The 24,651-nt window shown below is 39.9% G+C and carries 27 protein-coding genes; 17 read left to right on the plus strand and 10 right to left on the minus strand.

The genetic code is table 11. From position 1 onward, the window contains the following. The first annotated feature begins 44 nt into the window (after window positions 1-44). The gene (locus P2G54_RS08285) at window positions 45-839 is read left to right on the plus strand and encodes a M48 family metallopeptidase (RefSeq protein WP_275870042.1); all 795 of its coding nucleotides are present in this window, start codon (window positions 45-47) and stop codon (window positions 837-839) included. Between the two features lie 34 nt (window positions 840-873). On the opposite strand, the gene P2G54_RS08290 is transcribed toward P2G54_RS08285, so the two are convergent. Continuing rightward, window positions 874-1,677 (minus strand): 3'-5' exonuclease, encoded by an 804-nt coding sequence (locus P2G54_RS08290; protein ID WP_275870044.1) that lies wholly within the window; start codon window positions 1,675-1,677, stop codon window positions 874-876. Further along, complete coding sequence (locus tag P2G54_RS08295; RefSeq protein WP_275870046.1) at window positions 1,674-3,035, minus strand: Mur ligase family protein; 1,362 nt, start codon at window positions 3,033-3,035, stop codon at window positions 1,674-1,676. Before P2G54_RS08295 ends, P2G54_RS08290 begins: the two co-directional genes overlap by 4 nt. Before the next feature lie 128 nt (window positions 3,036-3,163). Here P2G54_RS08295 and P2G54_RS08300 point away from each other — a divergent pair, with 128 nt between their 5' ends. From P2G54_RS08300 to P2G54_RS08310, 3 genes are all read left to right on the plus strand, one after another. Next, window positions 3,164-3,853: a lycopene cyclase domain-containing protein gene (locus P2G54_RS08300; protein ID WP_275870048.1), complete on the plus strand. Its 690-nt coding sequence runs from the start codon at window positions 3,164-3,166 to the stop codon at window positions 3,851-3,853. 81 nt (window positions 3,854-3,934) lie between these two features. Then, a complete protein-coding gene (gene dnaB, locus P2G54_RS08305; protein ID WP_275870050.1) occupies window positions 3,935-5,509 on the plus strand; it encodes a replicative DNA helicase in 1,575 nt (524 codons plus the stop codon). 2 nt (window positions 5,510-5,511) lie between these two features. Continuing rightward, the gene (locus P2G54_RS08310; RefSeq protein WP_275870052.1) at window positions 5,512-6,510 is read left to right on the plus strand and encodes a zinc-binding dehydrogenase; all 999 of its coding nucleotides are present in this window, start codon (window positions 5,512-5,514) and stop codon (window positions 6,508-6,510) included. Here the strand turns inward: P2G54_RS08310 and P2G54_RS08315 are convergent. Beyond that, window positions 6,507-6,920, minus strand: a complete 414-nt coding sequence (locus P2G54_RS08315; protein ID WP_275870054.1) for a hypothetical protein — start codon at window positions 6,918-6,920, stop codon at window positions 6,507-6,509. The two genes, P2G54_RS08310 and P2G54_RS08315, sit on opposite strands and share 4 nt — an antisense overlap. A gap of 181 nt (window positions 6,921-7,101) precedes the next feature. Continuing rightward, entirely contained in the window at window positions 7,102-7,437 is a 336-nt protein-coding gene (locus P2G54_RS08320; protein ID WP_275870056.1) for a tetratricopeptide repeat protein, read from the minus strand. A gap of 74 nt (window positions 7,438-7,511) precedes the next feature. Between P2G54_RS08320 and P2G54_RS08325 the strand changes: the two genes are divergently transcribed. The 4 genes from P2G54_RS08325 (at window position 7,512) to P2G54_RS08340 (ending at window position 11,227) form a co-directional block, all read left to right on the plus strand. After that, entirely contained in the window at window positions 7,512-8,249 is a 738-nt protein-coding gene (locus P2G54_RS08325) for an electron transfer flavoprotein subunit beta/FixA family protein (protein WP_275870058.1), read from the plus strand. A 35-nt stretch (window positions 8,250-8,284) separates the two neighbouring features. Continuing rightward, entirely contained in the window at window positions 8,285-9,253 is a 969-nt protein-coding gene (locus P2G54_RS08330) for an electron transfer flavoprotein subunit alpha/FixB family protein (protein ID WP_275870060.1), read from the plus strand. A 6-nt stretch (window positions 9,254-9,259) separates the two neighbouring features. Continuing rightward, complete coding sequence (locus P2G54_RS08335) at window positions 9,260-9,859, plus strand: bifunctional nuclease family protein (RefSeq protein ID WP_275870061.1); 600 nt, start codon at window positions 9,260-9,262, stop codon at window positions 9,857-9,859. Window positions 9,860-9,943: 84 nt separating this feature from the next. Then, window positions 9,944-11,227, plus strand: coding sequence for a nucleoside transporter C-terminal domain-containing protein (locus P2G54_RS08340; protein WP_275870063.1), 1,284 nt, complete (start codon window positions 9,944-9,946; stop codon window positions 11,225-11,227). A gap of 54 nt (window positions 11,228-11,281) precedes the next feature. Here the strand turns inward: P2G54_RS08340 and P2G54_RS08345 are convergent, their stop codons facing one another. Genes P2G54_RS08345 through mnmA form a run of 3 tightly spaced genes read right to left on the minus strand, consistent with a single transcriptional unit; the run spans window position 11,282 to window position 14,767 of the window. Further along, window positions 11,282-12,757: a M28 family peptidase gene (locus P2G54_RS08345; protein ID WP_275870064.1), complete on the minus strand. Its 1,476-nt coding sequence runs from the start codon at window positions 12,755-12,757 to the stop codon at window positions 11,282-11,284. A 56-nt stretch (window positions 12,758-12,813) separates the two neighbouring features. Further along, complete coding sequence (locus P2G54_RS08350; protein ID WP_275870066.1) at window positions 12,814-13,518, minus strand: pseudouridine synthase; 705 nt, start codon at window positions 13,516-13,518, stop codon at window positions 12,814-12,816. A 37-nt stretch (window positions 13,519-13,555) separates the two neighbouring features. After that, window positions 13,556-14,767, minus strand: a complete 1,212-nt coding sequence (mnmA, locus tag P2G54_RS08355) for a tRNA 2-thiouridine(34) synthase MnmA (RefSeq protein ID WP_275870067.1) — start codon at window positions 14,765-14,767, stop codon at window positions 13,556-13,558. A gap of 244 nt (window positions 14,768-15,011) precedes the next feature. Between mnmA and P2G54_RS08360 the strand changes: the two genes are divergently transcribed. The 5 genes from P2G54_RS08360 (at window position 15,012) to P2G54_RS08380 (ending at window position 17,925) form a co-directional block, all read left to right on the plus strand. Then, window positions 15,012-15,182, plus strand: coding sequence for a hypothetical protein (locus P2G54_RS08360; protein ID WP_275870069.1), 171 nt, complete (start codon window positions 15,012-15,014; stop codon window positions 15,180-15,182). Continuing rightward, window positions 15,175-15,696 (plus strand): 6-phosphogluconolactonase, encoded by a 522-nt coding sequence (locus tag P2G54_RS08365; protein WP_275870071.1) that lies wholly within the window; start codon window positions 15,175-15,177, stop codon window positions 15,694-15,696. The genes P2G54_RS08360 and P2G54_RS08365 overlap by 8 nt, the downstream gene beginning before the upstream one ends. 29 nt (window positions 15,697-15,725) lie before the next feature. After that, window positions 15,726-16,310: a Crp/Fnr family transcriptional regulator gene (locus P2G54_RS08370; RefSeq protein ID WP_275870073.1), complete on the plus strand. Its 585-nt coding sequence runs from the start codon at window positions 15,726-15,728 to the stop codon at window positions 16,308-16,310. Between the two features lie 68 nt (window positions 16,311-16,378). Further along, the gene (locus tag P2G54_RS08375; protein ID WP_275870075.1) at window positions 16,379-17,581 is read left to right on the plus strand and encodes an MFS transporter; all 1,203 of its coding nucleotides are present in this window, start codon (window positions 16,379-16,381) and stop codon (window positions 17,579-17,581) included. Window positions 17,582-17,691: 110 nt separating this feature from the next. Next, entirely contained in the window at window positions 17,692-17,925 is a 234-nt protein-coding gene (locus tag P2G54_RS08380) for a hypothetical protein (protein WP_275870077.1), read from the plus strand. 52 nt (window positions 17,926-17,977) lie between these two features. Here P2G54_RS08380 and P2G54_RS08385 read toward each other — a convergent pair whose 3' ends face one another. Further along, complete coding sequence (locus P2G54_RS08385; protein WP_275870079.1) at window positions 17,978-19,345, minus strand: transglutaminase domain-containing protein; 1,368 nt, start codon at window positions 19,343-19,345, stop codon at window positions 17,978-17,980. Window positions 19,346-19,498: 153 nt separating this feature from the next. On the opposite strand from P2G54_RS08385, the gene P2G54_RS08390 reads away from it, so the two are divergent. Beyond that, window positions 19,499-19,891, plus strand: a complete 393-nt coding sequence (locus tag P2G54_RS08390; RefSeq protein ID WP_275870081.1) for a DUF302 domain-containing protein — start codon at window positions 19,499-19,501, stop codon at window positions 19,889-19,891. An 89-nt stretch (window positions 19,892-19,980) separates the two neighbouring features. On the opposite strand, the gene P2G54_RS08395 is transcribed toward P2G54_RS08390, so the two are convergent. Next, window positions 19,981-20,229 carry an acyl carrier protein gene (locus P2G54_RS08395; protein ID WP_275870083.1) on the minus strand — a complete coding sequence of 83 codons (249 nt, stop codon included), beginning with the start codon at window positions 20,227-20,229 and terminating at the stop codon, window positions 19,981-19,983. Window positions 20,230-20,427: 198 nt separating this feature from the next. Continuing rightward, complete coding sequence (locus tag P2G54_RS08400) at window positions 20,428-21,915, minus strand: glycoside hydrolase family 32 protein (RefSeq protein WP_275870085.1); 1,488 nt, start codon at window positions 21,913-21,915, stop codon at window positions 20,428-20,430. A 131-nt stretch (window positions 21,916-22,046) separates the two neighbouring features. On the opposite strand from P2G54_RS08400, the gene rfbA reads away from it, so the two are divergent. The 3 genes from rfbA (at window position 22,047) to P2G54_RS08415 (ending at window position 24,650) form a co-directional block, all read left to right on the plus strand. After that, the gene (gene rfbA / locus P2G54_RS08405) at window positions 22,047-22,907 is read left to right on the plus strand and encodes a glucose-1-phosphate thymidylyltransferase RfbA (RefSeq protein ID WP_275870087.1); all 861 of its coding nucleotides are present in this window, start codon (window positions 22,047-22,049) and stop codon (window positions 22,905-22,907) included. Window positions 22,908-23,136: 229 nt separating this feature from the next. Then, a complete protein-coding gene (locus P2G54_RS08410) occupies window positions 23,137-23,910 on the plus strand; it encodes an ABC transporter permease (RefSeq protein WP_275870089.1) in 774 nt (257 codons plus the stop codon). After that, the gene (locus P2G54_RS08415; protein WP_275870091.1) at window positions 23,910-24,650 is read left to right on the plus strand and encodes an ATP-binding cassette domain-containing protein; all 741 of its coding nucleotides are present in this window, start codon (window positions 23,910-23,912) and stop codon (window positions 24,648-24,650) included. The genes P2G54_RS08410 and P2G54_RS08415 overlap by 1 nt, the downstream gene beginning before the upstream one ends. Window position 24,651: the final 1 nt, after the last annotated feature.

Here is a 24,651-nt window from a genome sequence, read left to right on the forward strand (position 1 = left end):
CTGGTATCCTTTTTGAATTTTTCTTTACAGTTAACAAATAAAACATGAAAAAGACGCTATTACTCCTAACTGTTGGGCTTTTAGCCTATGCCTGTGCCAAAGTTCCTTTGACCGGAAGAATGCAGCTGGCTGTGGTTTCCAATGAAGAGATTATGCCTTTGGTCAATGAGCAGTATGAGAAAACCAAGACTGAATACAAAGTCTTGACGGACAGTGAGAAGGGGCAGATGGTAGTCAGTGTTGGAAAGAACATGGCCGAAGCTGTGGAAGAATACCTGATCTCGGAAGGTTATCAAAGTCTTGTAGATGATTTTGATTGGGAATTTAACCTTCTTGAAAGTAATCAGGTAAATGCCTGGTGTATGCCCGGTGGAAAAGTGGCATTTTATACGGGCATATTGCCAATTTGTGAAGATGAAGCAGGAATTGCTGTGGTGATGGGACATGAGATAGCACATGCTGTGGCTTCCCATTCCAGAGAGAGGATGTCAAATGGTCTGATGTTGAATTTTGGTATAAGCGCCATGTCCACAGCCATGGGGCAGAACCCAACTTTGACTGAGCAGATTTTGCTACAGTCTGTGGGCATGGGAAGTGAATTGGGTATGTTGAGTTTTTCCAGAAAACATGAACTGGAAGCGGATGAAATGGGCTTGATTTTTATGGCCATGGCGGGTTATGATCCAAGAATGGCACCTGTTTTCTGGGAAAGAATGAGCGCTAAGAGCTCAGGACAGGCTCCACCGGAATTTCTTTCAACACACCCAGGCCCTGATAGAAGAATTGAACGTTTGAATGCCAAAATGCCTGAAGCATTGGAATATTACAAAAAGCAATAACAAAAAAGCCCGAAAGTGATTTCGGGCTTTTTTGTTATTTATTGAATCCTCTCAGTTTTACCTGGGTGAGTTTTCTTTTAGTATCCAAGGGAAAATCTCCCCTCATCATCCAATCGTAATATCCTGGTTCTTCCTTAAAAACCTGTTCGATGGTTTTTCCTTTATGCTTTCCAAAATTGAAAATCTCCTCTCCTTGGGAATTGAAAACAAAGCGACCGGCTAAATCCACCATTTTTTCATTAACCAGCTCGTGAATTTTCTTCATGTCATTTGGGAAAACACCTATTTTGTTACCCTGTAAATCTTCTACTTCCTCCCCGTGGTAACGTTCAATCTGCGCCATAAATACATCCATGGTCGCCAAGGTGTCTGCCTCAGCACTGTGTGCATTTTCAAGAGTCTTGTTGCAGTAAAACTTGTATGCTGCGGTCAGATTTCTTTTTTCCATCAGGAAAAAAATTTTCTGTGCATCGAGAAGGTTCCTTTTATCCAGGTCAAAATCAATTCCTGATCTCAAAAATTCCTCCACTAATAGGGGAATGTCATATTTCAATACGTTGAACCCAGCCAAATCCGAACTTCCGATGAATTGATGGATTTCCTTTGACAAATCCTTAAATGAGGGTAGACCTTTGACATCTTTGTCATAGATCCCATGGATGAGGGAAGCTTCCAGCGGGATTGGAATTCCGGGATTGACCTTTCGGGTGTAGATTTCTCTTCCCTGGTCAGGATGGAGTTTTACAATGGATATTTCCACAATTCTATCAGTGGAAACATTGGTTCCAGTTGCTTCCAGATCAAAAAATGCGATTGAGTTTTTTAAGTTTAAGTTCATACTTGATCAAATTTGGCTTTGAGTTCTTCCAGACTCATATTGTCATAGTTTCCGGAACTCATCAATAGTAAGTTGGAATTACTGTAATTCTGGGCTAAAAGAAAATCTTTGAGTTTTCCTGAATCTGTAAAAACATACAGATCTTTTCTTTGGAAACCTTCCCTCAAAGTATCTTCATCCATCAATTCCAGTTTTTTCAGGGCTACGGCATGAGGATTTAAATATACAATGGCAATATCTGCCGAATCCATAGATCCGGCATAGTTAGGCAAAAATGCCTTGTTTAACGAAGAATAGGTGTGTAATTCTTGAACTGCTATCAGTTTTCTTTCCGGAAATTGGTTTTTGACTGCATTGACAGTAGCCTTCAATTTGGAAGGAGCATGAGCGAAATCTCTGAATAAGGCCGAATCAGAATTCGCATTTAATAGTTCCTGACGTTTGGCTGCTCCGGTGAATGTTTGGATACTTTCATAAAACTGTTCTTCACTCAGACCTAAGGAAAGGCAGATGTTCATTGCACCCTGTAGGTTTTGAAGGTTATGATCTCCAAAAATCTGAATTGGAACAGGTCCCATCTCTGTCTGAAGGAAGGTTTTACCATCTTTGATCAATGCAGGATGGGATTTATAGGCTGTTTTTTTGGATTTGTTCGGACTTGTTTCAGCTGCTTTTTTTACCAGAGGGTCTACTTCACAATAAATTAACTCCCCGGATTCTGGAGTCATGTCCATTAGTTTTTGGAACTGATCTTTATACTCCTCAAAATCTGGAAAGACATTGTAGTGATCCCAGGCAATACCGCTCACCAAAACAATGTCATGTTTGTAATGAAAAAATTTGGGTGTCCGGTCCAATGGGGAAGTCAGATATTCATCACCTTCGATGATGATTACGGGGGCATTCGAAAGCCTCACCATTAAGTCAAACCCTTCTATTTGGGCTCCGACCAGGTAATCAAAGTCTTGACCCTGCTCTTTTAGGACATGCAAGATCATCGAGGTAATGGAAGTTTTTCCATGGGATCCCGCAATCACTACTCTTTTTTTGTCCGTACTTTGGTTGTAGATGAATTCGGGAAAGGAATATACCGGAATGCCTAATTCCTGGGCACGAATTAACTCCGGATTGTCTATTCTCGCATGCATGCCCAAAATGATCCCGTCCAAATCATTGGTGATCTTTTCAGGAAACCATCCCAACTTCTCAGGTAAAATCCCAGACTTTTCCAGTCTGGTTCGGGAGGGTTCATAAATTTCATCGTCAGACCCTGAGACCCCGTAGCCCTTTTTGACCAATGCAAGTGCAAGGTTGTGCATGACAGCCCCTCCAATAGCGATAAAGTGGTATTTATTCATGTAGCTGGTTTTCGATTTCTTCTTTTGTCAAACTTAAAAATAAATATCAGCCCAGCGATGATGTTGTGCAGAATTGGAAGGATTTTTAGGCTTTTTATCTATTTTCGACCTCCTTTAAGTTTTTGAATATGCTGGAAGATAAATACGCATACCTATCACTTTCTCTTTTGTATGTGCTTGCTTGGGCTTTGGTATATTGGAAAAGTCCTTGGAAATCAGGAATGATCAAGGTCGGTGCAGTAGGTGGAATCATGGGGGTAATCGCAGAGGTCTGGTACTTTCGGGATTACTGGAGACCTCCAACCTTATTTGGTGAGGGAATAGCGGGGATTGAAGATTATATTATAGGCTTTGCTCTTTTTGGGGTAGGGGGTTATATCCATTCTGCTATTACGAATAAGGAGGTGGATGAAAATAGGACTACTCCTGCCAAAAACCGGGATTTCTTTTTCCTGTTTCTAATCGGATGTGCCAGCCTTACTGTTTTTAGTGTAGGGTTTGGGATCCATTCAGGTTATGTTACCTTTTTGACCTTTTTCCTGCTTTCGGTCTATATTTGGATTCAGCGTCCGGATTTGATTGGGATTTCCATTTTTTCCGCATTTGCGACCTTGGCGATTTCGTTTATCATTTACTACATCAATTTCAACCTTCTTTTTCCTCATTTTTGGGATGAATATGGTATGTTGGATCAACCTGTTTTGGGATTTAAAATCCTAAACATTCCGCTTTCTGAGATGCTCTGGCATTTTACCTGGGCCATGCTCTGCAGTATGTTCAGGGGATACCGAAATGGAGTATATTATAAAGAGAACTGAGAATCAAAGGCTTGATTTTTGTTGATAAGTTTTGGGAAAACTTGTTTAAAACTCTTGCCTGAAAGAAGATACATTTGTTAAATGACCGAGAAAAGTAACAACCCGCGAATCACCCGTAAGAAACCTTCATTTGAAAATCCCTCATTTCTGGGGAAAGTTCCGCCTCAGGCTGTGGATTTGGAAGAAGCAGTTCTTGGTGCGTTAATGTTGGAAAAGGATGCCTTGACCAATGTCATAGACATTCTTAAAGTAGAGAGCTTTTATAAAGATGCCCATCAGGTGATTTTTCAGGCTATTTTGGATCTTTTCACCGATTCCCAGCCCATTGATTTGCTGACAGTCACTTCTCAGTTAAGAAAAAATGGAACTCTCGAAATAGCAGGTGGAGCCTTTTATGTAACAGAACTGACTTCCAAAGTAGCATCTGCGGCCAATATCGAATACCACGCCAGAATCATAACCGAGCAGGCAATCAAAAGAGAAATGATCAAGATCTCCTCAGAGATCCAAAAGGATGCCTATGAGGAAACCACCGACGTTTTTGAATTGCTTGACAAAATGGAACAGTCTCTGTTTGAAATTTCGGAGAAAAATATCCGAAAGAACTATTCAGATATGAAATCCATTATGCGGGAAGCAATTGTTGAAATGGAATCCAAGAAGAACCAAAAGGATGGTTTGACAGGTGTTCCTTCTGGTTTTACTGCATTGGACAGAGTCACATCAGGTTGGCAAAAATCTGATTTGGTGATTATTGCGGCACGTCCTGCGATGGGGAAAACAGCATTTGTTCTTTCCGTTCTTCGAAATGCGGCTGTAGATCACAATAAACCTGTAGCTATTTTCTCTCTGGAAATGTCTTCTGTCCAGTTGGTCAATCGTTTAATTTCCGCTGAGGCTGAACTGGATTCTGAAAAGATCAAAAAAGGGTCTCTTGCCGAACATGAATGGGCGCAGTTGGTACATAAAACAGCCAAACTTTCAAAAGCTCCGTTGTTTGTAGATGATACTCCGGCTTTGTCTATCCTGGAACTCCGTGCTAAATGCCGAAAACTGAAAGCTCAGCATGATATTCAGATGGTTGTAATTGATTACCTGCAGTTGATGTCAGGGGACAGCAAAGGTTCGGGTGGCGGAAACCGTGAACAGGAAATCGCAAGTATATCCCGAGCTTTGAAGAAAATCGCAAAGGAATTAAGCATTCCGGTAATTGCACTATCTCAGCTTTCCCGTGCGGTAGAAACCAGAGGAGGAGACAAAAGACCTCAACTTTCCGACCTTCGTGAATCCGGAGCTATCGAACAGGATGCAGATATGGTAATGTTCCTATACAGACCAGAATATTATGGTATCACTGAGGACGAAGGGATGTCCACTCAGGGTGTTGGGGAAGTGATTATAGCCAAACACCGTAACGGATCCTTGGATACTGTTAAACTTAGATTTATCGGTCGCTATACCAAATTCCAAGATTTGGATCAATTCGATAGCTATCCTCCAAATCAGGTTGGTGAACCACTTTATGGAAATAAATTCTCAAACCAATCCTCTGGTGCTTCTGATTTTGATTCAGGTCATACCATTAAGCTACAAAGTCGGGCTAATGATGATACGGATGATTTATTGAGTGGGGGAGGCAAACCAACTGATTTCTAACTATGAAAGGTATTGTACTGAATCGATCTCTCCCTTCAGGTATTGAATTTAAAGAAGTTAATCTACCGGAGTTGAAGCCAGGTGAAGTCAAGGTTGCAATTAAAGCTGCTGCTCTGAACCATCGGGACGAGTGGTGTCGGCAGGGATTGTATAGAAACCTTGAGGATGGTAAAATATTGGGTTCAGATGGAGCAGGAATAGTAGTGGCCGTAGGTTCTGAATTTGATTCAAATTTGATTGGGAAGCAAGTCCTAGTCAATCCTGCTTTGAATTGGGGTGATAATCAATTGGCTCAAAATGAACATTTTGATATTCTTGGAATGCCAAGCAATGGAACTTTGGCTGAGGAGTTGATTGTACCTAAGGATCGAATCTATGAAAAACCTTTCCATTTAACTTGGGAAGAAGCAGCGGCTCTTCCTTTGGCAGGTTTGACTGCCTTTCGGGCTTTGACATACCAAGGACAGGTTCAAGCTGGAGAAAATGTTCTGATTACCGGCTTTGGTGGTGGCGTTGCTCAGTTTGCCGCTCAATTTGCTATTTCATTGGGAGCGAAAGTTTCGGTAAGCAGTAGTGATGTTACCAAACTGGAAAAGGCTAAGGAGATTGGAGTTCTTCATACTTTTAATTATAAAAATGAAGACTGGACCGAAAGAGCCTTAGCTTCAACCGGAGGCTTTGATTTGATCATAGATAGTGCTTCCGGAAATTCCATTAATAATTTGATTCAAGTCGCAAAACCGGGGGGACGAATTGTGATTTATGGTGCAACTACAGGAAATCCAGAATCATTTAATGCGCGGAAAGTCTATTGGAACCAGTTGAAAATTATGGGTAGTACAATGGGATCTGACCGAGATTTTGAGCAAATGCTGGAATTTGTAAATCAGTATAAAATCCGTCCTATTATTGATCAAGTTTTTTCCTTGGATCAAGCAGAGGTTGCTTTTGATAGAATGAGATCCGGAACTCAAATGGGGAAAATCGTTTTGGTTCCTTAGATTTCCTTATAGGTTTCCTCAAATTCCTTTTTAGCGATTCTGTGGATTTCTGATTGATCCTCCTGGATAACCATATAGTCTCCTGATTTGGCAAAGTTTTCCGATTCCCAGGGTGCTATGTATTTTAGGATTTCATTAAAGCCTAGGTTTGTTAAGTCATTTGGATTGAGTTCAAAGGCAAATACAAAACCTTTCTGTTTATAGGTTGCCCATCCATGATCCAAACTCTGTGTGATTTGGTATTTCTTTTCCATGACTTCTTCACCCAACAGGTAAAGTTCAGAAGTACTGGTCTGGTTTTCGATTAAAAATTCCCCCTCTTGTGCGATTTTTTTTGTTTCAATGCCATCCGAAGTAATGGTAGTAATTTCCATACCCGGATCTGCTCTTCGTGCTTTAATTAAAGACACCTTTTTATACCGTCTCGCCCTTTTTGCAATTTGGGGAAGAAAATAGTTCAAGAGGCTTTCTTGGGAAAGGACCATGTTCAAAGTATTTCAGACATTGTAACTTTAAAATACTAAAAACGAGCGGGATATATGTATTTGTTTTCCTTAAATTTTGCTTTAAAACAAAAGAATAGATGTCGTGCTATTCCTCCAAATCCTGTTCAAACAAGAAGTTTTGGAAAGCGTTCTTCAATTCTTTCATAGTTTTATCCTCCTTTTGTGCTTTTGCCAAGTTGATGCCTTTTTCAAAGGTTGATTTTGCCTCAGCGATTTCATCCATTTCAGTAAAATGATGTGCTGCTGCATAATAGGATGGGAGGTAATCTGGAAAGTCCAAAAGCAATTTTCTAAATATACGAGCTGCTTCTTCCAAATCCTTTTCTCTCAATTCCAAGGCTAAGGTGTACCAATTGAAAGGATTATTGGGTTCTTCTTTCAAAAACTCTCTAAGCAAGGTTAGGCGCTCTAAATTGGGCATGAATTGTTTTTTTAATTAGGGCAGGACTGTTAATTTCACACGAAATAAATCTAAAATAATCTAATCCTAAACCAATGAAGATTCTTGTTTGTATCACTCATGTTCCGGATACGACCTCCAAGATTCAGTTTACTGCTAATAATACCAAATTTGATACCACAGGAGTTCAATTTATCATAGGTCCCTATGATGATTATGCGCTCGCCAGAGCAGTTGAACTTAGAGATCAAACCAACGGAAAGCTAACAGTTTTGAATGTTGGGGAAGCCGAAACTGAACCAACCTTAAGAAAGGCACTTGCTATTGGAGCAGACGAAGCTATCCGTGTAAACACTTTTCCAAAAGATTCCTTTTTTGTTGCAAAGCAGATAGCTCACTATGCCAAAGAGGGTGGATATGATCTGATTTTGATGGGTAGAGAATCCATAGATTTCAATGGAGGTATGGTTCATGGTATGGTTGGAGAGTTATTGGGGATTCCTTCTTTTTCTCCGGTTATGAAACTTGATTTGGATGGAACTACTGTGAAAATGGCACGAGAAATAGAAGGGGGTAAGGAACTGTTGGAAGCTCAGTTGCCATTAATTGCTGGTTGCCAAGAGCCTATAGCAGAATGGAAGATCCCAAATATGAGAGGGATCATGTCAGCTAGAACAAAGCCATTGAACGTGGTGGAACCCGTAGCTGCAGATACACAGGCAGAGGCCACTGGATATCAATTGCCTCCTGCCAAGGGAGCTGTCAAACTTGTGGATAAAGACAATGTTTCTGAGCTTGTAAAGCTTTTGAAAAACGAAGCAAAAGTACTTTAATCAAGCGTTTTTAAATATTTATAAATCTGTCAATTATGTCAATTTTAGTATATATAGAACAAGCAGAAGGAAAAGTAAAAAAGACCAGTCTGGAGGCCGTTTCTTATGCGAAAGCACTTTCTGAAAAAACCGGAGAAGGTGATGTGGTTGCTGTAGCATTAGGCACTGTATCCCAGGATGAACTTGCTGGAGTTGGATCTGCTGGAGCTTCAAAGGTTTTACATGCTTCTGATGAACGATTGAACGCAGGCGTGATCCAAGCCCATGCCAGTGCTGTTGCTCAGGCTTTTGAAAAAGTAGGAGCAAAGACCATAGTGTTAGCCAAGTCATCACTTGGGGATGCAGTGGCAGCCAGATTAGCAATAAAGGTCAATGCTGCTCTAGTTTCCAATGTCGTAGAGCTTCCGGATACTTCTGCCGGTTATAAAGTGAAAAGAAGTATCTATACTGGTAAGGCCTTTGCCGAAACAGAGGTGACGACAGAAAATAAAATCCTTGCTGTAAAGAAAAATGCGGTAGACCTTAAAACGGATGGGGTAGCAGCTTCTGTTGAAGGGTATGAAGTATCGATACCTGATTCTGATTTTGCATCAAAGATCCTATCTACAGAAAGAGCGACCGGTGAAGTTCTTCTTCCGGAAGCAGATATTGTAGTATCTGGGGGAAGAGGATTGAAAGGTCCTGAAAACTGGGGAATGATTGAGGATTTGGCAAAAACTTTGGGTGCTGCAACGGGTTGTTCCAAACCTGTTTCTGACTTGGGGTGGAGACCTCATCATGAGCACGTTGGACAGACTGGGGTGAAAGTAGCTCCAAGTTTGTACATCGCAATAGGAATTTCAGGAGCGATTCAACATCTTGCAGGGGTAAATTCATCCAAATGCATTGTGGTGATCAACAAAGATCCAGAAGCTCCTTTCTTTAAAGCTGCTGATTATGGAATCGTAGGAGATGCATTTGAAGTAGTTCCGAAGTTAAATGAAGCATTAAAAGCTGAACTTTAAATCTTTGTGGAAAAACTCGTAGAACTTGAGATTTTGGGCCTTTCTTCCAACCATTCCCAATCCGGGTCATTTACCTTGGTGTTGGGTGAGGTTGGTGGTATTAGGAGATTACCGATTGTAATCGGGATGTTTGAAGCACAGGCGATCGCATTGGAAATCGAAAAGATAATTCCCAATCGTCCGATGACACATGATTTGTTTAAATCCTTTGCGAATGGATTTAACTTTGATATCGAACAAGTTGTGGTGACGGATATGAAAGAGGGAGTTTTTTATGCGAAAATCCAATGTAAAAGTGATCTTACTGAAGTGGAGATCGATGCCAGGCCTTCTGATGCCATAGCTATTGCAATTCGTTTTGGTTGTCCAATTTATTGCACCGAAAAAGCGATGTCAGAAGGTGGAGTTGAACATTATGAAGTGGATGAAAAGGAAGAAGAAGGAACCAAGTCCAAAAAACAGGAGCCAACACAAAAATTTAAAAAAGAACCTTCATTAAAAGACTTTAGTCTAGATAAGTTGAATCAATTGCTTGATAAGGCAATCGAAAATGAAGATTACGAAAAAGCGGCCCGAATCCGGGATGAAATCAATAAAAGAAACTAGAATATCTAAAGCCCGTAAATTCGGGCTTTTTTCTTGCGTCTTACTTAACTATTTTTAGCGCTTTATTTGACCTAGTAATATCAGATGGATTATATCAGAGGTGTCTTTGGACTTATCGTAATCGTTTTAGTCGCATATATTTTTTCGAGTAACAAAAGAAGGATAGACTGGAGGCTTGTTGGAATAGGGATTTTTCTTCAATTGGTTTTCGGGATTTTAATCACCAAAGTTCCTTTTGTTGCCAGTGGATTTGCTCTGCTGAGTGAAGGGTTTGTAAAATTCCTCAGCTTCAGTGAGGATGGTGCACGTTTTATTTTCGGGGATTTGGCTGGAGATAGTTTCGGTTTCATTTTCGCGTTTAAAGTGTTGCCAACAATTATCTTTTTCTCAACAGTTTCTGCCGGGCTATATTATTTGGGGATTCTTCAAAAGGTGGTTTATGGTATAGCGTGGGTTATGGCTAGAACCATGAGACTGTCCGGTCCAGAGAGTCTTTCTGCAGCAGGAAATATATTTTTAGGACAGACTGAAGCGCCATTGTTAGTTCGTCCATTTATTCCCCACATGAGTAAATCCGAATTGATGTGTTTGATGACGGGAGGGATGGCTACGATTGCAGGCGGAGTATTGGCAGGTTATGTTGCATTTTTGGGAGGAGATAGCTTGGAAGAGCAGAGTAAATTTGCCGCATACTTATTGGGAGCAAGTATCATGAATGCTCCAGCGGCTATAGTTTTGTCCAAAATTTTTATTCCTGAAATAGAAAAGGAGAGAGTTCAGGACAAGCTGGAAGTTAACGATGAGGCCATGGGTGTTAATTTAATTGATGCTATGTCAATAGGTGCATCCGAGGGATTGAAGCTGGCCCTCAATGTAGGAGCGATGCTGCTGGCCTTTATTGCAGTGATAGCAGGTATAAACTTTTTACTTTCCGGATTATTGGGAGAGTATACCGGTCTGAATGGCTTTGTGGCAAATTCTACTAATGGTCAGTTTCAAGGCTTTTCTCTGGAATATATTTTTGGTCAAATATTCAGGGTCTTTGCCTGGGTAATTGGTGTAGAGTGGAATGACACCTTGCAAGTAGGAAGCTTATTGGGCCAGAAAACTGTAATCAATGAATTTGTAGCTTACCTTAGCCTTTCTGAAATGAAGGAAATGGGCTCTCTTTCTTCCAAATCTGTTGTTATTGCAACCTATGCGCTGTGTGGTTTTTCCAATTTCAGTTCCATTGCCATTCAATTGGGCGGAATCAGCATTATAGCCCCTAATCAACAGGGAAATTTGAGCAGATTAGGTTTGAAATCACTGATGGCCGCCTCTTTGGCTTGTTTGATGACCGCGACGATAGCTGGGATGTTATTTTAAACTAAAAAAGGGATAGGAAATCGATTTCCTATCCCTTTTTCAGTTCTGCTTTATTTATTGAATTCCATAAAGTTCTTTACCGGCTTTTTCATATTTGTCACCAGGAACCCAGGTAGGTTTATTGGGATCATTGGCGATGAGTTCGGCGGATAATATATAAGCCTTCCAATACTTTACTGCATAATTTAAGTCGAAGCTTTCCACATGGTCGCCGGCTTTATGATAGTATTTGTTGATTTCATCATCAAAAGAACGAAAGCCTAAACTGAAAGTGGGAGCAGGAATGCCTTTTCTTGCAAAATTGACATTGTCCGAACGATCATAAAGCCCCTGCTCTGGAGAAGGGTCTTCTATAGCCTCGAGACCAAATTCCTGAGAAGCCTCCGACAGATGGAAATCAGCCGAATTTCTTCCCAAGCCAACAACAGAGATTACAGTGGTGTCATTGTATCCACCATTATCAATATTGAGGTTGTAAATAATGTTTTTTAGGGGGATTAGTGGGTTTTCAGCGAAATATCGGCTTCCTAACAAACCTTTTTCCTCAGCGGTCCAAAGGGCAAGCAAAACAGATCTTTTTGGAGGGTTTTTTGCAAAATATTTGGCTGCATTGATCACGGCTACTGTTCCTACTGCATTGTCTCTTGCTCCATTGTAAATGGAATCTCCTGTGGCATCCGGTCTTCCTACACCCACATGGTCATAATGGGCAGAAAGCATGATGAATTCCTTTTTAAGCTCTGGATCGGTACCCTCAATCCAAGCCAATACATTTTTTCCGGTTATGGTTTTGTTGATTTTACCTTCAATTTCCAAGGACGCTTGTAGGGATTTTTTCTTTGCAAAATCCTGGGCCAGGGAATTTTTGAGGTCCTTGATCCAAATGTAAGGAAGGTCAGAACTTTCTCCCTGATCAATTCCCAATTGGGTTCTGTTTAGAAAATTGGAAACCATCTGCCAAGGAACGGAAGGGACATTGAATCGCTCAATAAGTGCTACCGCTCCAGCTTCTTTAGCAACGTTTACTTTTTCTCTTCCAAGGGCAAATAAATCGGAAGGACTCAATTTATCCGGAGCACCAACATTGGACACCGCTATTTTTCCTTTTAGGTCTTTTCCTTCGAAATCACTTGCGGTTCCAAATCCCACATCTACCAATTCAAATGTTCCCTGAAGAGAATTTCCATCCAAAATCAATAAGTTTTGACCTTGGGAATAAGTTGAATCTCCCAAAGTGATTATCCCTTTTTTAGGCGGTGCAGAGGACCGGAATGGTATATCCTGATAATATGCATTTCCACCTGGTAGAGGTTTGGCACCATATTTTTTTAACTGATCAGCTATGTATGTATAGGCTAATTCGATTTCGGGACGGATCGGATCCCTTCCCATCAATTCATCAGAAGCCAAATAGGTGAAATGCGCTATGGCCTCTTTTTCTTTAAATTCTTTATTGACAGCTGTCTTTTGAGAAAAAACAGGTGATACAAGTAGACCTACTAGGCCAAAAACTAAGAGTGATTTTTTCATAAAGCTTATTTATTGTTTCCAAAATAATGGAATTGGGGCAATTCACTATTACGTATTCAGAAATTGATTGAGGGAATTCCTAAATCCAGAAGAGTTTCACGAAAATGACCGGAAAGGGATGCGTTTAGTACATTGTGTTTTTGCGTGACTGGATGAATAAATTCCAATTGATAGGAGTGAAGCAAAAGCTTTGTCAAGCCAAATTGTTTCTCGAAAAACTGGTTCTGTTTATTGTTTCCGTGCTTTTTATCTCCAATAATGTAATGTCTCAAATGTGCAAGATGTCGTCTGATCTGATGGGTTCTGCCAGTTTCAGGTTTTAGCATCACTAAGCTGTAGCGGCTCGTAGGGTAGCGCCCGGTCGTATCAAAAGGGATTTCTGTGGTCTCCAAAACCTGATATTCGGTTTTAGCCTCTTGAAGTTTTCCTGACCTTTCATTTTTAAGGGGATGATCTATGACTCCGGTAACTTGGGCAGGAATACCCCTTACCAAGGCCAGATAGTGTTTGGTAACCAGCCTTTCTGCAAACTGTACTTTAAGAAAGGGCAACAGTTCTGCTTGTTTCGAAAAAAGCAGAACTCCACTAGTGGGTCTATCAAGGCGATGGGCAGGGTATACCCGCTGCCCAATCTGATCCCTTAATTTTTGAACAGCAAATTCAACCTGTTCTTCGGCTGCAATTTTGGTCCTGTGAACCAATAGACCTGCAGGTTTATTGATTGCAACCAGAAATTCATCCTGGTAAATAATTTCAAGCATTGGATGGGTATTGACTGAATGGATCCGAAACTCCTTATTAAAAGATAGTGCCAGACCCTATAGTTTCGTTTCCAGCATACCAAGCCACAAACTGTCCGGAAGCAATTCCTTTTTGGGCTTGGTCAAAGACAACATATAGCCCGTTTTCTTTACGGATCAATGTAGCTCCTGTAAGTGCTTGTCTGTATCTGATTCTAGCTTCATATCGGGCACTTTCTCCGGGCTTTAAAGCCAAATCTTCCCGAATCCAATGAATTTGATCGTTTTGAACGAATAGAGCATTTCTTAATAAACCTGGATGATCATCACCCAGACCGGTATAGATCACATTGGATTGGGTATCTGTAGAAATTACAAAAAGTGGCTTTCCTGTACCACCCACATGCAATCCCTTGCGCTGCCCTACAGTGAAGTAATGAGCTCCATTGTGTTCTCCTATAATTTTCCCCTGATTTTCTTGATAGTGAATTGGGAATGTTAGGTTTTGCAATGTTTCCTCGTCTAACTCTTCAAGGGCAATTCCTGAAGGTATTTTATATTTTTCAAAAACTTCCAAATCCTCTGGAATCTGGATGATTTTTCCTTTTTTCGGCTTTAGCTGTTGTTGAAGAAACTCAGGTAGTCTTACTTTTCCAATGAAGCAAAGTCCTTGGGAATCCTTTTTTTCTGCTGTGACTAAATCTAATTCTTTGGCGATTTTTCTTACTTCTGGTTTTTGCAGATGTCCGATTGGGAAAAGAGCTTTGGATAGTTGTTCCTGGGATAATTGGCATAGGAAGTAGCTTTGGTCCTTATTGGGATCAGCTCCGGCCAATAATTGATAAACAGGCTTTCCATTTACTTCTATTTCCCCTTTTTGGCAATAATGACCTGTGGCTACAAAATCGGCTTTGAGTTTTTCGGCAGCTTTTAGAAAAATATCAAACTTGATTTCCCTGTTGCAAAGAATATCCGGATTTGGTGTTCTTCCGGCTTCATATTCGGAAAACATATAGTCCACAATCCTCTCCCTATATTCCTCACTTAGATCAATAGCCTGAAAAGGGATGCCGAGTTTTTCAGCAACCAGCATGGCATCGGTGGAATCTTCCATCCAGGGACATTCATTGGAAATGGTAACGGATTCATCGTGCCAGTTTTTCATAAACATGCCGATGACTTCATAGCCTTGCTCGAGAAGCAAATGTGCGGCTACGGAACTGTCAACCCCTCCGGAGAGGCCGACAACTACTCTTGGTTTCTTATTCATGAAGTGTAATAATTAATGGATTCAAGGTCCATTAGGTTACAATGTCAATGGAACAGTTGTGCATTTACAAACAGTTCCATATGGTACAAAATTAGGGCTTTGTACCGGTCTTTTTAAAATCCTTTTCAAATTGTCTTTTTTAGGTCGGATTAGGTGGTATTATTTATCTTGGGATAGAATTGTAAACTTCAGCCAAAAGATCATTATATCGATGAATATTCATTATTGCCAGAATTTTGACTCCATGAGTAAGCTGGGAGCTGAATTGGTTTTTGATGCCATTGTCAAAAAACCTGACCTTTTGTTTTGTGTGGCTAGCGGGGGTAGCCCTTCGGGTTTATATCAGGAGATGATCAAAAAGCATCATTCAAATCCTACTTTTTTTCTCCAAACTTCAATGGATCAAGTTGGATGAATGGATAGGCTTACCGCAAGGGTCTACTTTTACCTCAGAGTACGATGTGCAAACCAAATTACTTCAAGCTCTTGATGTGGGTCCAGATCGATATGATTCTTTTGATCCTTTCACACTTGACCCGGATTCAGAATGTCGTAAAATCCAAACTTCCTTGGAAAGAAAAGGCCCAATGGATATTTGTATCCTTGGAATTGGAAAAAACGGACACATTGCCCTGAATGAACCTTCCACGAGTTTGAACCCAAACTGCCATGTGGAAGACCTTCACTCCAGTACAGTCGGCAGTGGGATGTTGGAAAAAGTGGGTGTACCTTTAAGTCAGGGCATGACTATGGGAGTAGGAGATATCTTGAAATCCAAAATGGTTCTATTATTTGTTGCAGGTAAAGGGAAAAATGAGGCTTGGAACAAATTGTTGGAAGGAAAAGTAACTACAGATTTGCCGGCTTCCTTGCTTTGGTTGCATCCCAATGTCCATTTGCTGATCGATCAAACTTCCATAGATGGATAGTCTGTTTAATTTTTTAAAGTGATTCCATAATGGCCGATAAACCTCAAATAAATTCTCTTTTGGATGTTCTTTCTCAGATCAATCCCTTAGCTGAGGAATCTGAATCGGCATTGATTGATTTGTGTTCTCTCATTTCTGTTAAAAAAGGCCAGGATCTTCAACCGGTAGGGGTCACCTGCCGGACCATCTATTTCGTCAAGCAGGGCTTGGCTAGGATTTATTATTACAAAGCTGGTAATGAAGTGACAGAATACTTTGCATTTGAGCATGATATCATTGTCCGGGCCGAAAGTCTGTTTACTGGAATGCCCAGCAACAAGGCCATTCAGGCTGTTGAAGACACTGTTTTTATTGGCATACCTGCCGAGAGGTTGTTTGCGCAATATGATATCTACCATGACCTTGAAAGGCTTTTTAGGAAGATTACGGAAATGGCTTATGTTGACACAGTAAACCGGATCGAAACTATTCAGTTTCATACTGCGGAAGAACGCTATCTCCAGTTGATCCGTGAAAATCCAGATTTGATCAAAAGGATTCCTTTAAAGCATATTGCCTCCTATTTGGGGATCACTCAGGTTAGTTTGAGTAGGATTCGGGCTTCCATTCGCTGATTATTTAACATTTGTAAAAGGTTTGGGATTTCCAAAAACTGACTTTTGCATAGGATAGCATAAATTCTATGGAAAAAGTCATTCTTGGGTTAAAGGAAAACTGGAAACAGTTTACGCTTTTGGTGATTGTTAATGGTTTTGTTGGGGCAATGGTAGGGATGGAGCGGTCCATATTTCCTCAATTTGCAGAAGAGGTCTTTGGTATAGAGTCCAAATCAGCAATTTTGTCCTTTATCACTGCTTTTGGTATCAGTAAGGCTTTTGCTAATTATTTTACCGGAAGGTGGGCCAATCTATATGGAAGAAGGAATTTGTTGCTTTTTGGCTGGTTATTGGCACTCCCGGTTCCATTGATACTTATTTATGCCAATTCTTGGGCTTGGGTTATTGGTGCAAATGTGCTTCTGGGAATCAGTCAGGGCTTGACCTGGAGCAGTACCGTTGTGATGAAAATAGATCTGGTAGGAGAGAGAAACCGTGGCTTAGCCATGGGACTGAATGAGTTTGCCGGGTATTTTGCCGTAGGGATTGTCGCTTTTTTCACCGCCTATTTGGCTAATAATTATGGGGTAAGGCCCTTTCCTTTTTTTCTAGGGGAATCCATTGCAGTGCTTGGATTAGTATTAAGCTTGTTTTTTGTTCGGGATACGCGGACACATGTTAAAATCGAGTCCAAAAAGAATGAGGCCAAAGAGCTTTCCAATGTATTTAAAGAGACGAGTTTTAAAAACAGGACTCTAAGTGCCATCACTCAGGCTGGTTTGGTTAATAACCTCAATGATGGAATGATCTGGGGATTATTTCCGATTGTTTTGTTATCTCATGGGATGAATCTCAAAGAAATTGGCGTTCTAACCGCTGTGTATCCAACTGTTTGGGGGATAGGCCAGTTGTTTACGGGGAAAATGGCGGATCATTTTTCAAAAAAGAAGATGCTCTTTTGGGGTATGCTGCTTCAAGGTTTAGCCATCATGGTTATTCCAGGTTTCCAGGGGTTTTGGGTTTATTTTGGACTTGCATTTATTCTTGGATGGGGGACCGCTTTGGTTTATCCAACTTTCCTTGCGGCAATTGCGGAGGAAACCAGTCCAATGCAAAGGGCTGAAAGTATAGGGACCTTTCGTCTATGGAGAGATTTGGGATATGCCATTGGGGCTATTTTATCAGGAATTGTAGCCGATCTATTTGGAGTAGAGGTGGCCATAGCTTTGATAGGACTTATCACCCTTGGATCTTCCTTGATTATTAAATTCCGAATGTTAAAAAGATAAATTAAATAAGCTAAGGCTTGAAAAATGAATTTACATCCTCATTAATTTATCTTTGTATGAATTCTATGATTTTGTACTTTAACAACTTATCATAATCATCTCAAACAATCATGAAAAAGAAAACCAATCTTAAATCTCTGCTTATGAGTCTTTTGGCTTTAGGCTTTGTGTTTTCACTGACCTTTACTTCTTGCGGTGGAAAGAAAGAATCTGAAAGCAATGAAGATGCTACTGAACATCCTATGGATGAAGCAGAAAGTTCGGAGCATCCATCAAGTGGAGATGAACATCCAAGTGGGGGAGAACATCCATCTTCGGATAGTACAGAGCATCCTTCAAATTGATTTAATCAGTGAAGAAAAAAAGAAAGGCCGTAATTCATTACGGCCTTTTGTGTTAAAGATTTTGAGTTTTTCTCGTAAAGGAAAATCTCGATTCTACTTTTAATTCTTTGCCATCAATTTCCAATAAAGGATAGGCAATAAAATTGATGGGGCCAGAAGCAGGTCCAGGGGATACCTCAAGGTCTCTTCCTTTGCTCAATTCTATTCGGTTGGCTGGATGTCTTCCAAAATAATATGTCGCCAAGGCAGTGTATTTGTTTGCTTCACTGATATCAACTGGCCACCATTTTCCATCTGCGTAGAATTCGGCCCAGCAGTGGTAACCATCTATTCCACCTTCGTTTCTGTCAGAAGGAATTGAAGCGCCAATGGAGAATCTAGCTGGGATATCCACGGATCTAGCCAAGGATATAAAAAACGAATGAAACTCAGTACAATTTCCAGTCTTGGAATCACATGCATAATTGGAGTCACCTCTCCCGTAATCCCCAAACTTCATGTATCGCATATTGTCAATGATGTAATCATATAGAGCTCTGGCCTGAACAAGTTTGCTGTCCTTGATTTTATCTCCCAAGGCCTCTTTGGCAATCTCTTCAAATCTTCCTCCTTTTGGCATCAATAAATTGGAGGCTAGATCCAATTCAACTTCAGGAGTACCTTCGTAAGGACCTTTTTCTCTACGATAAACTTCATAAGTGATTTCAATAGGTTTTCCACTATCATCCGGTCCCAGTTCTAAATAAATAAACGTATTACCAAAATCATTATCCTTGATTTCGGTGCTTTTACCGGGTAGTTCCATTGAAACTATTTTAACATCTTGAAAAGGGTCGGATTGGGCTAAAGGGATCCACATTTTAGCCATTCGATCCAATTGGGGAACCTTTGCAGTATAGTAAAACTCAAAGGAATCACTTCCTTCGATAACTCCCAATAGGGTATTAGTAGATTGTTCTAAAGGCATTCTATACCAAGTTTTATCTTCTTTTTGCTTCCAAGAGTAAAAAGGTTTTCCGTTGAGTTTATGAACTGTAGTCTGTGTGACTTGCATATTTCCCGGTTCCCCTTCCATGAAAAAATCCACATCATAGACATCACCACTTACATCCACCAAATCCACACAGGCGAAATGACTGGATGGACCCAGGTTGGAAAGGTATTCCGTGTGAACCCTGACCAGTTTCATTTTGAGGTCATGGTTTTCATCTTTTACTGGAAAATAACCCTCATTTTCTGTAGTCTTTCTGTCTATATAACTTTTGATGCCAGCCTCGATTTCTGAAATTTCCACCTTTTTAGCCGGGTTTTCAGTAGTATTTTTTAAACTACTTTCAGTCTCGGTTTTGCAGGATGTTATTAGTAATAAAACACCTATAAAGGTATAGATGGTGGGAGCAAATTTTGAATGGAGTGACATGGTTTTTGGTTGTGATTTTAGCGTTCACAATATAATGGTTTTGTTTTTTACCCAACCTTTAGTGTCGAGTTTATGGAACATATTTTAGGGATTGAATACGCATCATTTCTTTACTTTTTCCTTAAATTTAAGAGTAAACAAACTCCTAAAATCATGAATTATTACCAAGCAAAAAATATACACTCCAAAGATTTGGATTCCTTAAGATCGCAAGTTGAAGCAGGCTTGAAAGAAGTAGGCTTTGGGGTACTGACTGAAATTAATGTTCAGGCAACCATGAAAAAGAAATTGGATAAGGATTATCCGCCGTATTTGATCCTCGGAGCATGTAACCCAGTGTTTGCTGACAAAGTAATTCAAGCGGAACCTCATATTGGAACTTTACTTCCGTGCAATGTGACTATTCGTGGTTTGGGAGGTGATTTATATGAAGTGGCTATAATGGACCCTTCCGCTGCCATGTCTGTGGTTCAAAACCCAAATATAGAAGCTTTGGCTGGAGAGGTTCGGGAAAAACTCCAAAGTATGCTAAATTCTCTCTCCTAATTGGATGGTTTAAAAAATAATGGCAAATCAAAACTAGAAAAAAAGGCAGCCCTACAATTAGGGCTGCCTTTTTTACAGTAAATGTTTGATTAGTTATGTTGTGGTATTTCCAATAATAGTTGGATCAATTCTTTTGGCGTTCCTGCATTTTTTAATTTTTCTTCCTGAAGAATGACCTGTAACTCAAATTCCAATTCGAAAATCAATCCATTCACAAATACCGGATCCATATTCAATTTTTGTATGAAATGATCATTTTTTCTTGATCCTGTCAGAGTGATGCCATAGGAATGAAATACTTCTACGGCTTTTTTTATTTTGGCAAATTGTTGGTTCATAGTTTTCATTTGCTAGTAAATTCCAGTCGGTAATTTTCAAATTTCAGGTTCAGAGAATGCTTACGTTAATGAAGCCTGTTTGTTTAAATTTTTGCAAAATTAGCTCCTGAAGGGAAGTCCCAAAAGTGATTTTCATCACTTAGCTTTTTCAAGCAAAGAACTGATACCTGACTATGATCAGATAAACTTTTTTCAAGTCTAATCAGCCAGGCTGTAAATGATTTTTTGGGTTAGATTATTAGAAAATTCAACTTTTTTCCAAGGACTTGAAGGAAACAATAGTGAAGTCATAACCAATTCACCATCGTTTATAAATAGTTCAATAGAATTGGAATCTAGGTAAATCCGAATGTTTTTAGCGCTCCAACTCATTGGTGCTGAATGCATGGCCAAAAAATCCGGATGAAATTCATGGCTCCCTGATTGAGTACGATCTATGCTAATAAGACCCATTTCCTTGAAAATTGAAACTTGTTCTCCATTTTCATTACTCAAGACTATGTTGAAGTCCTCATTATTTTGTACGGATGCAAGGATTTCAACTGCTTGGGAAGGTAATCCAGATTGATTCTTTTTTATTTTAAATTCCTCCTTCCTCAGATCTTTAAGTTCTGATGCCGGTTTGGATTGGATGAGCTTTGTTCCTTCTACTTCAAATAAACTGAGTTCTCTGGGTAGAGTCATAGATGATCTCCATGATTTTGTCGGTACTACTTGAGCATATAACCAATTACTCATCCAACCTATAAATAAAGTTCTGTTTGAGTTTTTGGGTAAATTGGAAAAAGTGACACCAGCGTAATTGTCCGGCCCATAGTCTAGCCAACGAATCATGTTATCATCAGGAATAAACTGCCCATTTTGGAAGTCACCAATAAAATATTGGGTAGCAGATCCCTTTTGAGGTCCACCTGGGTTGATACTGGTGATTAAAACCCATTTTTCACTGCCATCAGGCGCAACCAGTTGAAATAAATCAGGGCATTCCCAAACTCCGCCATGGGCTCCATTATTTTGTCCAAATTGACCGAGAAAGTCCCAATCAATTAAATTTTTAGAACTATAAAAATGGACTCGGTCCCATACAGCAAGAGTCATAACCCAAATCTTTTCTCCATTTTCCTTAACTACTTGTGTGACTTTTGGATCCCTAAAGTCTTTCACTCCTTGATTAGGTAAGACAGGGTTGCCCTTATATTTATGCCAGGTTTTTCCATTGTCTGAAGAATAGGCAATTCCCTGAAATTGAAAATCAAGTTTACCGCTTTTTTCGCCTTCCATATTGTGGTAAGTATAGATGGCTACTAATGGCGGAAGCTCTAAAGTTCCCAGTCCCGAAGAGTTCTCTTGGTCATAAATTACACTTCCAGAAAATATGTACCCTAAACTATCGGGGTATAGTGCAATAGGTTGATGTTCCCATTTGGTCAGGTTTTTTGAGGTAGCATGTCCCCAATGCATTGGGCCCCATTCAATGCTGTCCGGATAGTGCTGATAAAAAAGGTGGTAAATGCCATCTTTATAAATCAATCCATTGGGATCATTCATCCATCCGAAAGGAGGTGTGAAATGAATTAGGGGGCGGTATTTTTCCAAGCCACTTTCCCTAAAGATTATTTCTTTCTCTTTTTGACAAGAGCTGAATACTATGGCAATTGCAAAGACTAAAAACTGAAACCTGATCATTCTAAACCGAATTTTTAAACAAGTTAGATGGCTTTGTAATAGGAATCAAAACTAAATTTTTGCCCCTATATCCTAAGGTTTTTATATTAATCAGTATTTGGTAGTTTTAACCAGGTTTTTTAAAAGGAGCTATGAAAGGAATTATTTTGGCAGGAGGATCAGGTACTCGCCTTTATCCCTTGACCATTTCGGTGAGTAAGCAGCTAATGCCGGTTTATGATAAACCCATGATTTATTACCCTCTATCTGTTTTAATGATGGCTGGGATACGGGAAATATTGATAATTACTACTCCTGAGGATTCTGAAGCATTTCAAAAATTATTGGGTGATGGTTCTCAAGTAGGCTGTAATTTTGAATATGCTGTTCAACCTGCCCCTGAGGGTTTGGCACAGGCCTTTTTAATTGGGGAAAAATTCATTGGTGATGATAAAGTCGCCTTGATATTGGGAGATAATATTTTTTACGGAGCTGGCTTGGAGAAAACCCTTCAGGAAAATACCAATCCGGATGGCGGAGTTGTTTTTGCCTATCATGTCAATGATCCAGAACGCTATGGAGTGGTGGAATTTGATGAAGAGCAAAAAGCCATTTCGATTGAGGAAAAGCCACTTAAACCAAAGTCAAATTATGCGGTTCCTGGTTTATATTTTTATGACAATAGGGTACTAGAGATTGCGAAAAATATAAAGCCTAGCCCAAGAGGAGAATTGGAAATAACCGATGTGAATAATGAATACCTGAGAATGGGGGCTTTACAGGTTGCGATTCTAAACAGAGGTACTGCTTGGCTTGATACGGGCACACATCAATCCTTGTTGCAAGCAGCGCAGTTTGTAGAAGTAATTGAAGAGCGTCAAGGTCTTAAAATCGGTTGTATTGAAGAAATAGCCTATAGAAATGGCTTTATTGGAAAAGAAGAATTGTTGAGCGCTGCAGAGAAACTTGGCAAAAGCGGGTATGGTGAATACTTAAGAAGGCTGATTCGTTAAGTAGTATTTGAATTCAAAATACCCGGATTAATAGATCAATTTAAAAGGGCTTTTTCTTAGGAAAAAGTCCTTTTTTAAATTCCTGCTATTTGATGAAAACATTCTAAACAATTGTATTATCCCTATACAATCTTTATTATATGACTAATATCATGAATTCATTTGATTTGATAGGGTGTAAATTATGCATACAATAAGCAAATTAGGGTAAAAGCATCAACAATTACAGGTGAAAATATCAACAAAGCTCAACAGTCCATTTCTGAAGGAAGTAGGGGATATAGCCCACTTCACAGGAAGATTTTTCCGTGAAATTTCCAAGCCCAAGCAGGAATGGGAAGAATTCATTAACCAATGTTTTTGGGTTGGGTACAAAACCCTGACTTTGGTAGGAATCACGGCATTTATCATGGGTTTGGTTTTGACGATCCAATCCAGACCAACCCTGGTTGAGTTTGGTGCCGAATCCCTATTGCCATCCATGGTGTCTGTTTCCCTTGTTCGTGAAATTTCTCCAGTGATTACGGCCTTGATTTGTGCTGGGAAAATAGGCTCAGGTATGGGTGCTGAATTAGGTTCAATGCGTGTTACCGAGCAAATAGATGCGATGGAAGTATCGGGTACTAATCCATTTAAATACTTGGTTGTCACTAGGGTAATGGCAGCAACAATCATGGTGCCTATTTTATCCAGTGTGGGTAATGCGATAGCCCTTTACGGCGGGTATTTAGGTGTGAATATCAGAGGCCAGGTAAGCTGGCATTTGTATTGGTTTCAGGCATTCAACGCTTTGAGTTTCGGTGATTTTATTCCTTCCTTAGTCAAAACTTTCTTCTTTGGCTTTGCAATAGGAATAATAGGATGTTATAAGGGTTACAATTCCCAAAAAGGGACAGAAGGGGTGGGAAGATCAGCGACTACAGCAGTAATTGTTGCCTCTCTTTTGGTCTTTGTAATTGATTTGATAGCTGTACAGATCACCGATTTATTGGGACTAACCTAATGAAAGTCTTGGAACCCATTATTGAAATAAAAAATCTGAACAAATCTTTTGGGGACAATCATGTTCTACGGGACTTCTCAATGACGGTATACCCAGGAGAAAACTTGGCAATCCTTGGTAAATCAGGTTCCGGTAAGTCTGTTTTGATCAAATGTATTATAAATTTGATTGAAATTGATTCCGGACAAATGATAGTCTTAGGAAAAGATCTCAGTGAATTGGATCAGGACGAATTGGACGAAATGAGAGCAGAAGTCGGTTTCCTTTTTCAGAGTAATGCCCTTTATGATTCCATGACTGTCAGGGAAAATCTGGAATTTCCACTTAGGAGACATTGGAGTAATGAAGAGCGGGAAAAAGGTTCTGAAGCCGCAGTTTTGGAGGCCCTGAATGATGTTGGGCTTTCCCATACTATAGATATGATGCCGGCTGAACTTTCGGGTGGCATGAGAAAAAGGATAGCCTTGGCAAGGGCTTTGATCTTGAAGCCAAAAGTGATTTTGTATGATGAACCAACGACAGGTTTGGATCCAATCACTTCGCGGGAGATCAGTCAGTTGATGCTTAAAGTACAGGAGAAATATAATGCGACTGCTTTGATTATTTCCCATGATATGCATTGTATCAAAATGACATCCAATAGGGTAATTATGTTGATAGATGGAAAAAGGTATGCAGATGATACTTATGAAAACCTTCAACTAGCTAAGGATCCGAAAATCAAAGAATTCTTTGACTGAT

It is taken from the genome of Algoriphagus sp. CAU 1675, from assembly GCF_029222925.1.
Taxonomy (GTDB): domain Bacteria; phylum Bacteroidota; class Bacteroidia; order Cytophagales; family Cyclobacteriaceae; genus Algoriphagus.

Coding starts and splice junctions, on each gene's coding strand:
- P2G54_RS08415 (WP_275870091.1), top strand. CDS start 23,910: ATGAAAGTCTTGGAACCCATTATTGAAATAAAAAATCTGAACAAATCT.
- P2G54_RS08370 (WP_275870073.1), top strand. CDS start 15,726: ATGGCCGATAAACCTCAAATAAATTCTCTTTTGGATGTTCTTTCTCAG.
- P2G54_RS08320 (WP_275870056.1), bottom strand. CDS start 7,437: ATGCCCAATTTAGAGCGCCTAACCTTGCTTAGAGAGTTTTTGAAAGAA.
- P2G54_RS08290 (WP_275870044.1), bottom strand. CDS start 1,677: ATGAACTTAAACTTAAAAAACTCAATCGCATTTTTTGATCTGGAAGCA.
- P2G54_RS08390 (WP_275870081.1), top strand. CDS start 19,499: ATGAATTATTACCAAGCAAAAAATATACACTCCAAAGATTTGGATTCC.
- P2G54_RS08295 (WP_275870046.1), bottom strand. CDS start 3,035: ATGAATAAATACCACTTTATCGCTATTGGAGGGGCTGTCATGCACAAC.
- rfbA (WP_275870087.1), top strand. CDS start 22,047: ATGAAAGGAATTATTTTGGCAGGAGGATCAGGTACTCGCCTTTATCCC.
- P2G54_RS08325 (WP_275870058.1), top strand. CDS start 7,512: ATGAAGATTCTTGTTTGTATCACTCATGTTCCGGATACGACCTCCAAG.
- P2G54_RS08340 (WP_275870063.1), top strand. CDS start 9,944: ATGGATTATATCAGAGGTGTCTTTGGACTTATCGTAATCGTTTTAGTC.
- P2G54_RS08350 (WP_275870066.1), bottom strand. CDS start 13,518: ATGCTTGAAATTATTTACCAGGATGAATTTCTGGTTGCAATCAATAAA.
- mnmA (WP_275870067.1), bottom strand. CDS start 14,767: ATGAATAAGAAACCAAGAGTAGTTGTCGGCCTCTCCGGAGGGGTTGAC.
- P2G54_RS08400 (WP_275870085.1), bottom strand. CDS start 21,915: ATGATCAGGTTTCAGTTTTTAGTCTTTGCAATTGCCATAGTATTCAGC.
- P2G54_RS08330 (WP_275870060.1), top strand. CDS start 8,285: ATGTCAATTTTAGTATATATAGAACAAGCAGAAGGAAAAGTAAAAAAG.
- P2G54_RS08285 (WP_275870042.1), top strand. CDS start 45: ATGAAAAAGACGCTATTACTCCTAACTGTTGGGCTTTTAGCCTATGCC.
- dnaB (WP_275870050.1), top strand. CDS start 3,935: ATGACCGAGAAAAGTAACAACCCGCGAATCACCCGTAAGAAACCTTCA.
- P2G54_RS08300 (WP_275870048.1), top strand. CDS start 3,164: ATGCTGGAAGATAAATACGCATACCTATCACTTTCTCTTTTGTATGTG.
- P2G54_RS08345 (WP_275870064.1), bottom strand. CDS start 12,757: ATGAAAAAATCACTCTTAGTTTTTGGCCTAGTAGGTCTACTTGTATCA.
- P2G54_RS08385 (WP_275870079.1), bottom strand. CDS start 19,345: ATGTCACTCCATTCAAAATTTGCTCCCACCATCTATACCTTTATAGGT.
- P2G54_RS08310 (WP_275870052.1), top strand. CDS start 5,512: ATGAAAGGTATTGTACTGAATCGATCTCTCCCTTCAGGTATTGAATTT.
- P2G54_RS08380 (WP_275870077.1), top strand. CDS start 17,692: ATGAAAAAGAAAACCAATCTTAAATCTCTGCTTATGAGTCTTTTGGCT.
- P2G54_RS08375 (WP_275870075.1), top strand. CDS start 16,379: ATGGAAAAAGTCATTCTTGGGTTAAAGGAAAACTGGAAACAGTTTACG.
- P2G54_RS08360 (WP_275870069.1), top strand. CDS start 15,012: ATGAGTAAGCTGGGAGCTGAATTGGTTTTTGATGCCATTGTCAAAAAA.
- P2G54_RS08395 (WP_275870083.1), bottom strand. CDS start 20,229: ATGAACCAACAATTTGCCAAAATAAAAAAAGCCGTAGAAGTATTTCAT.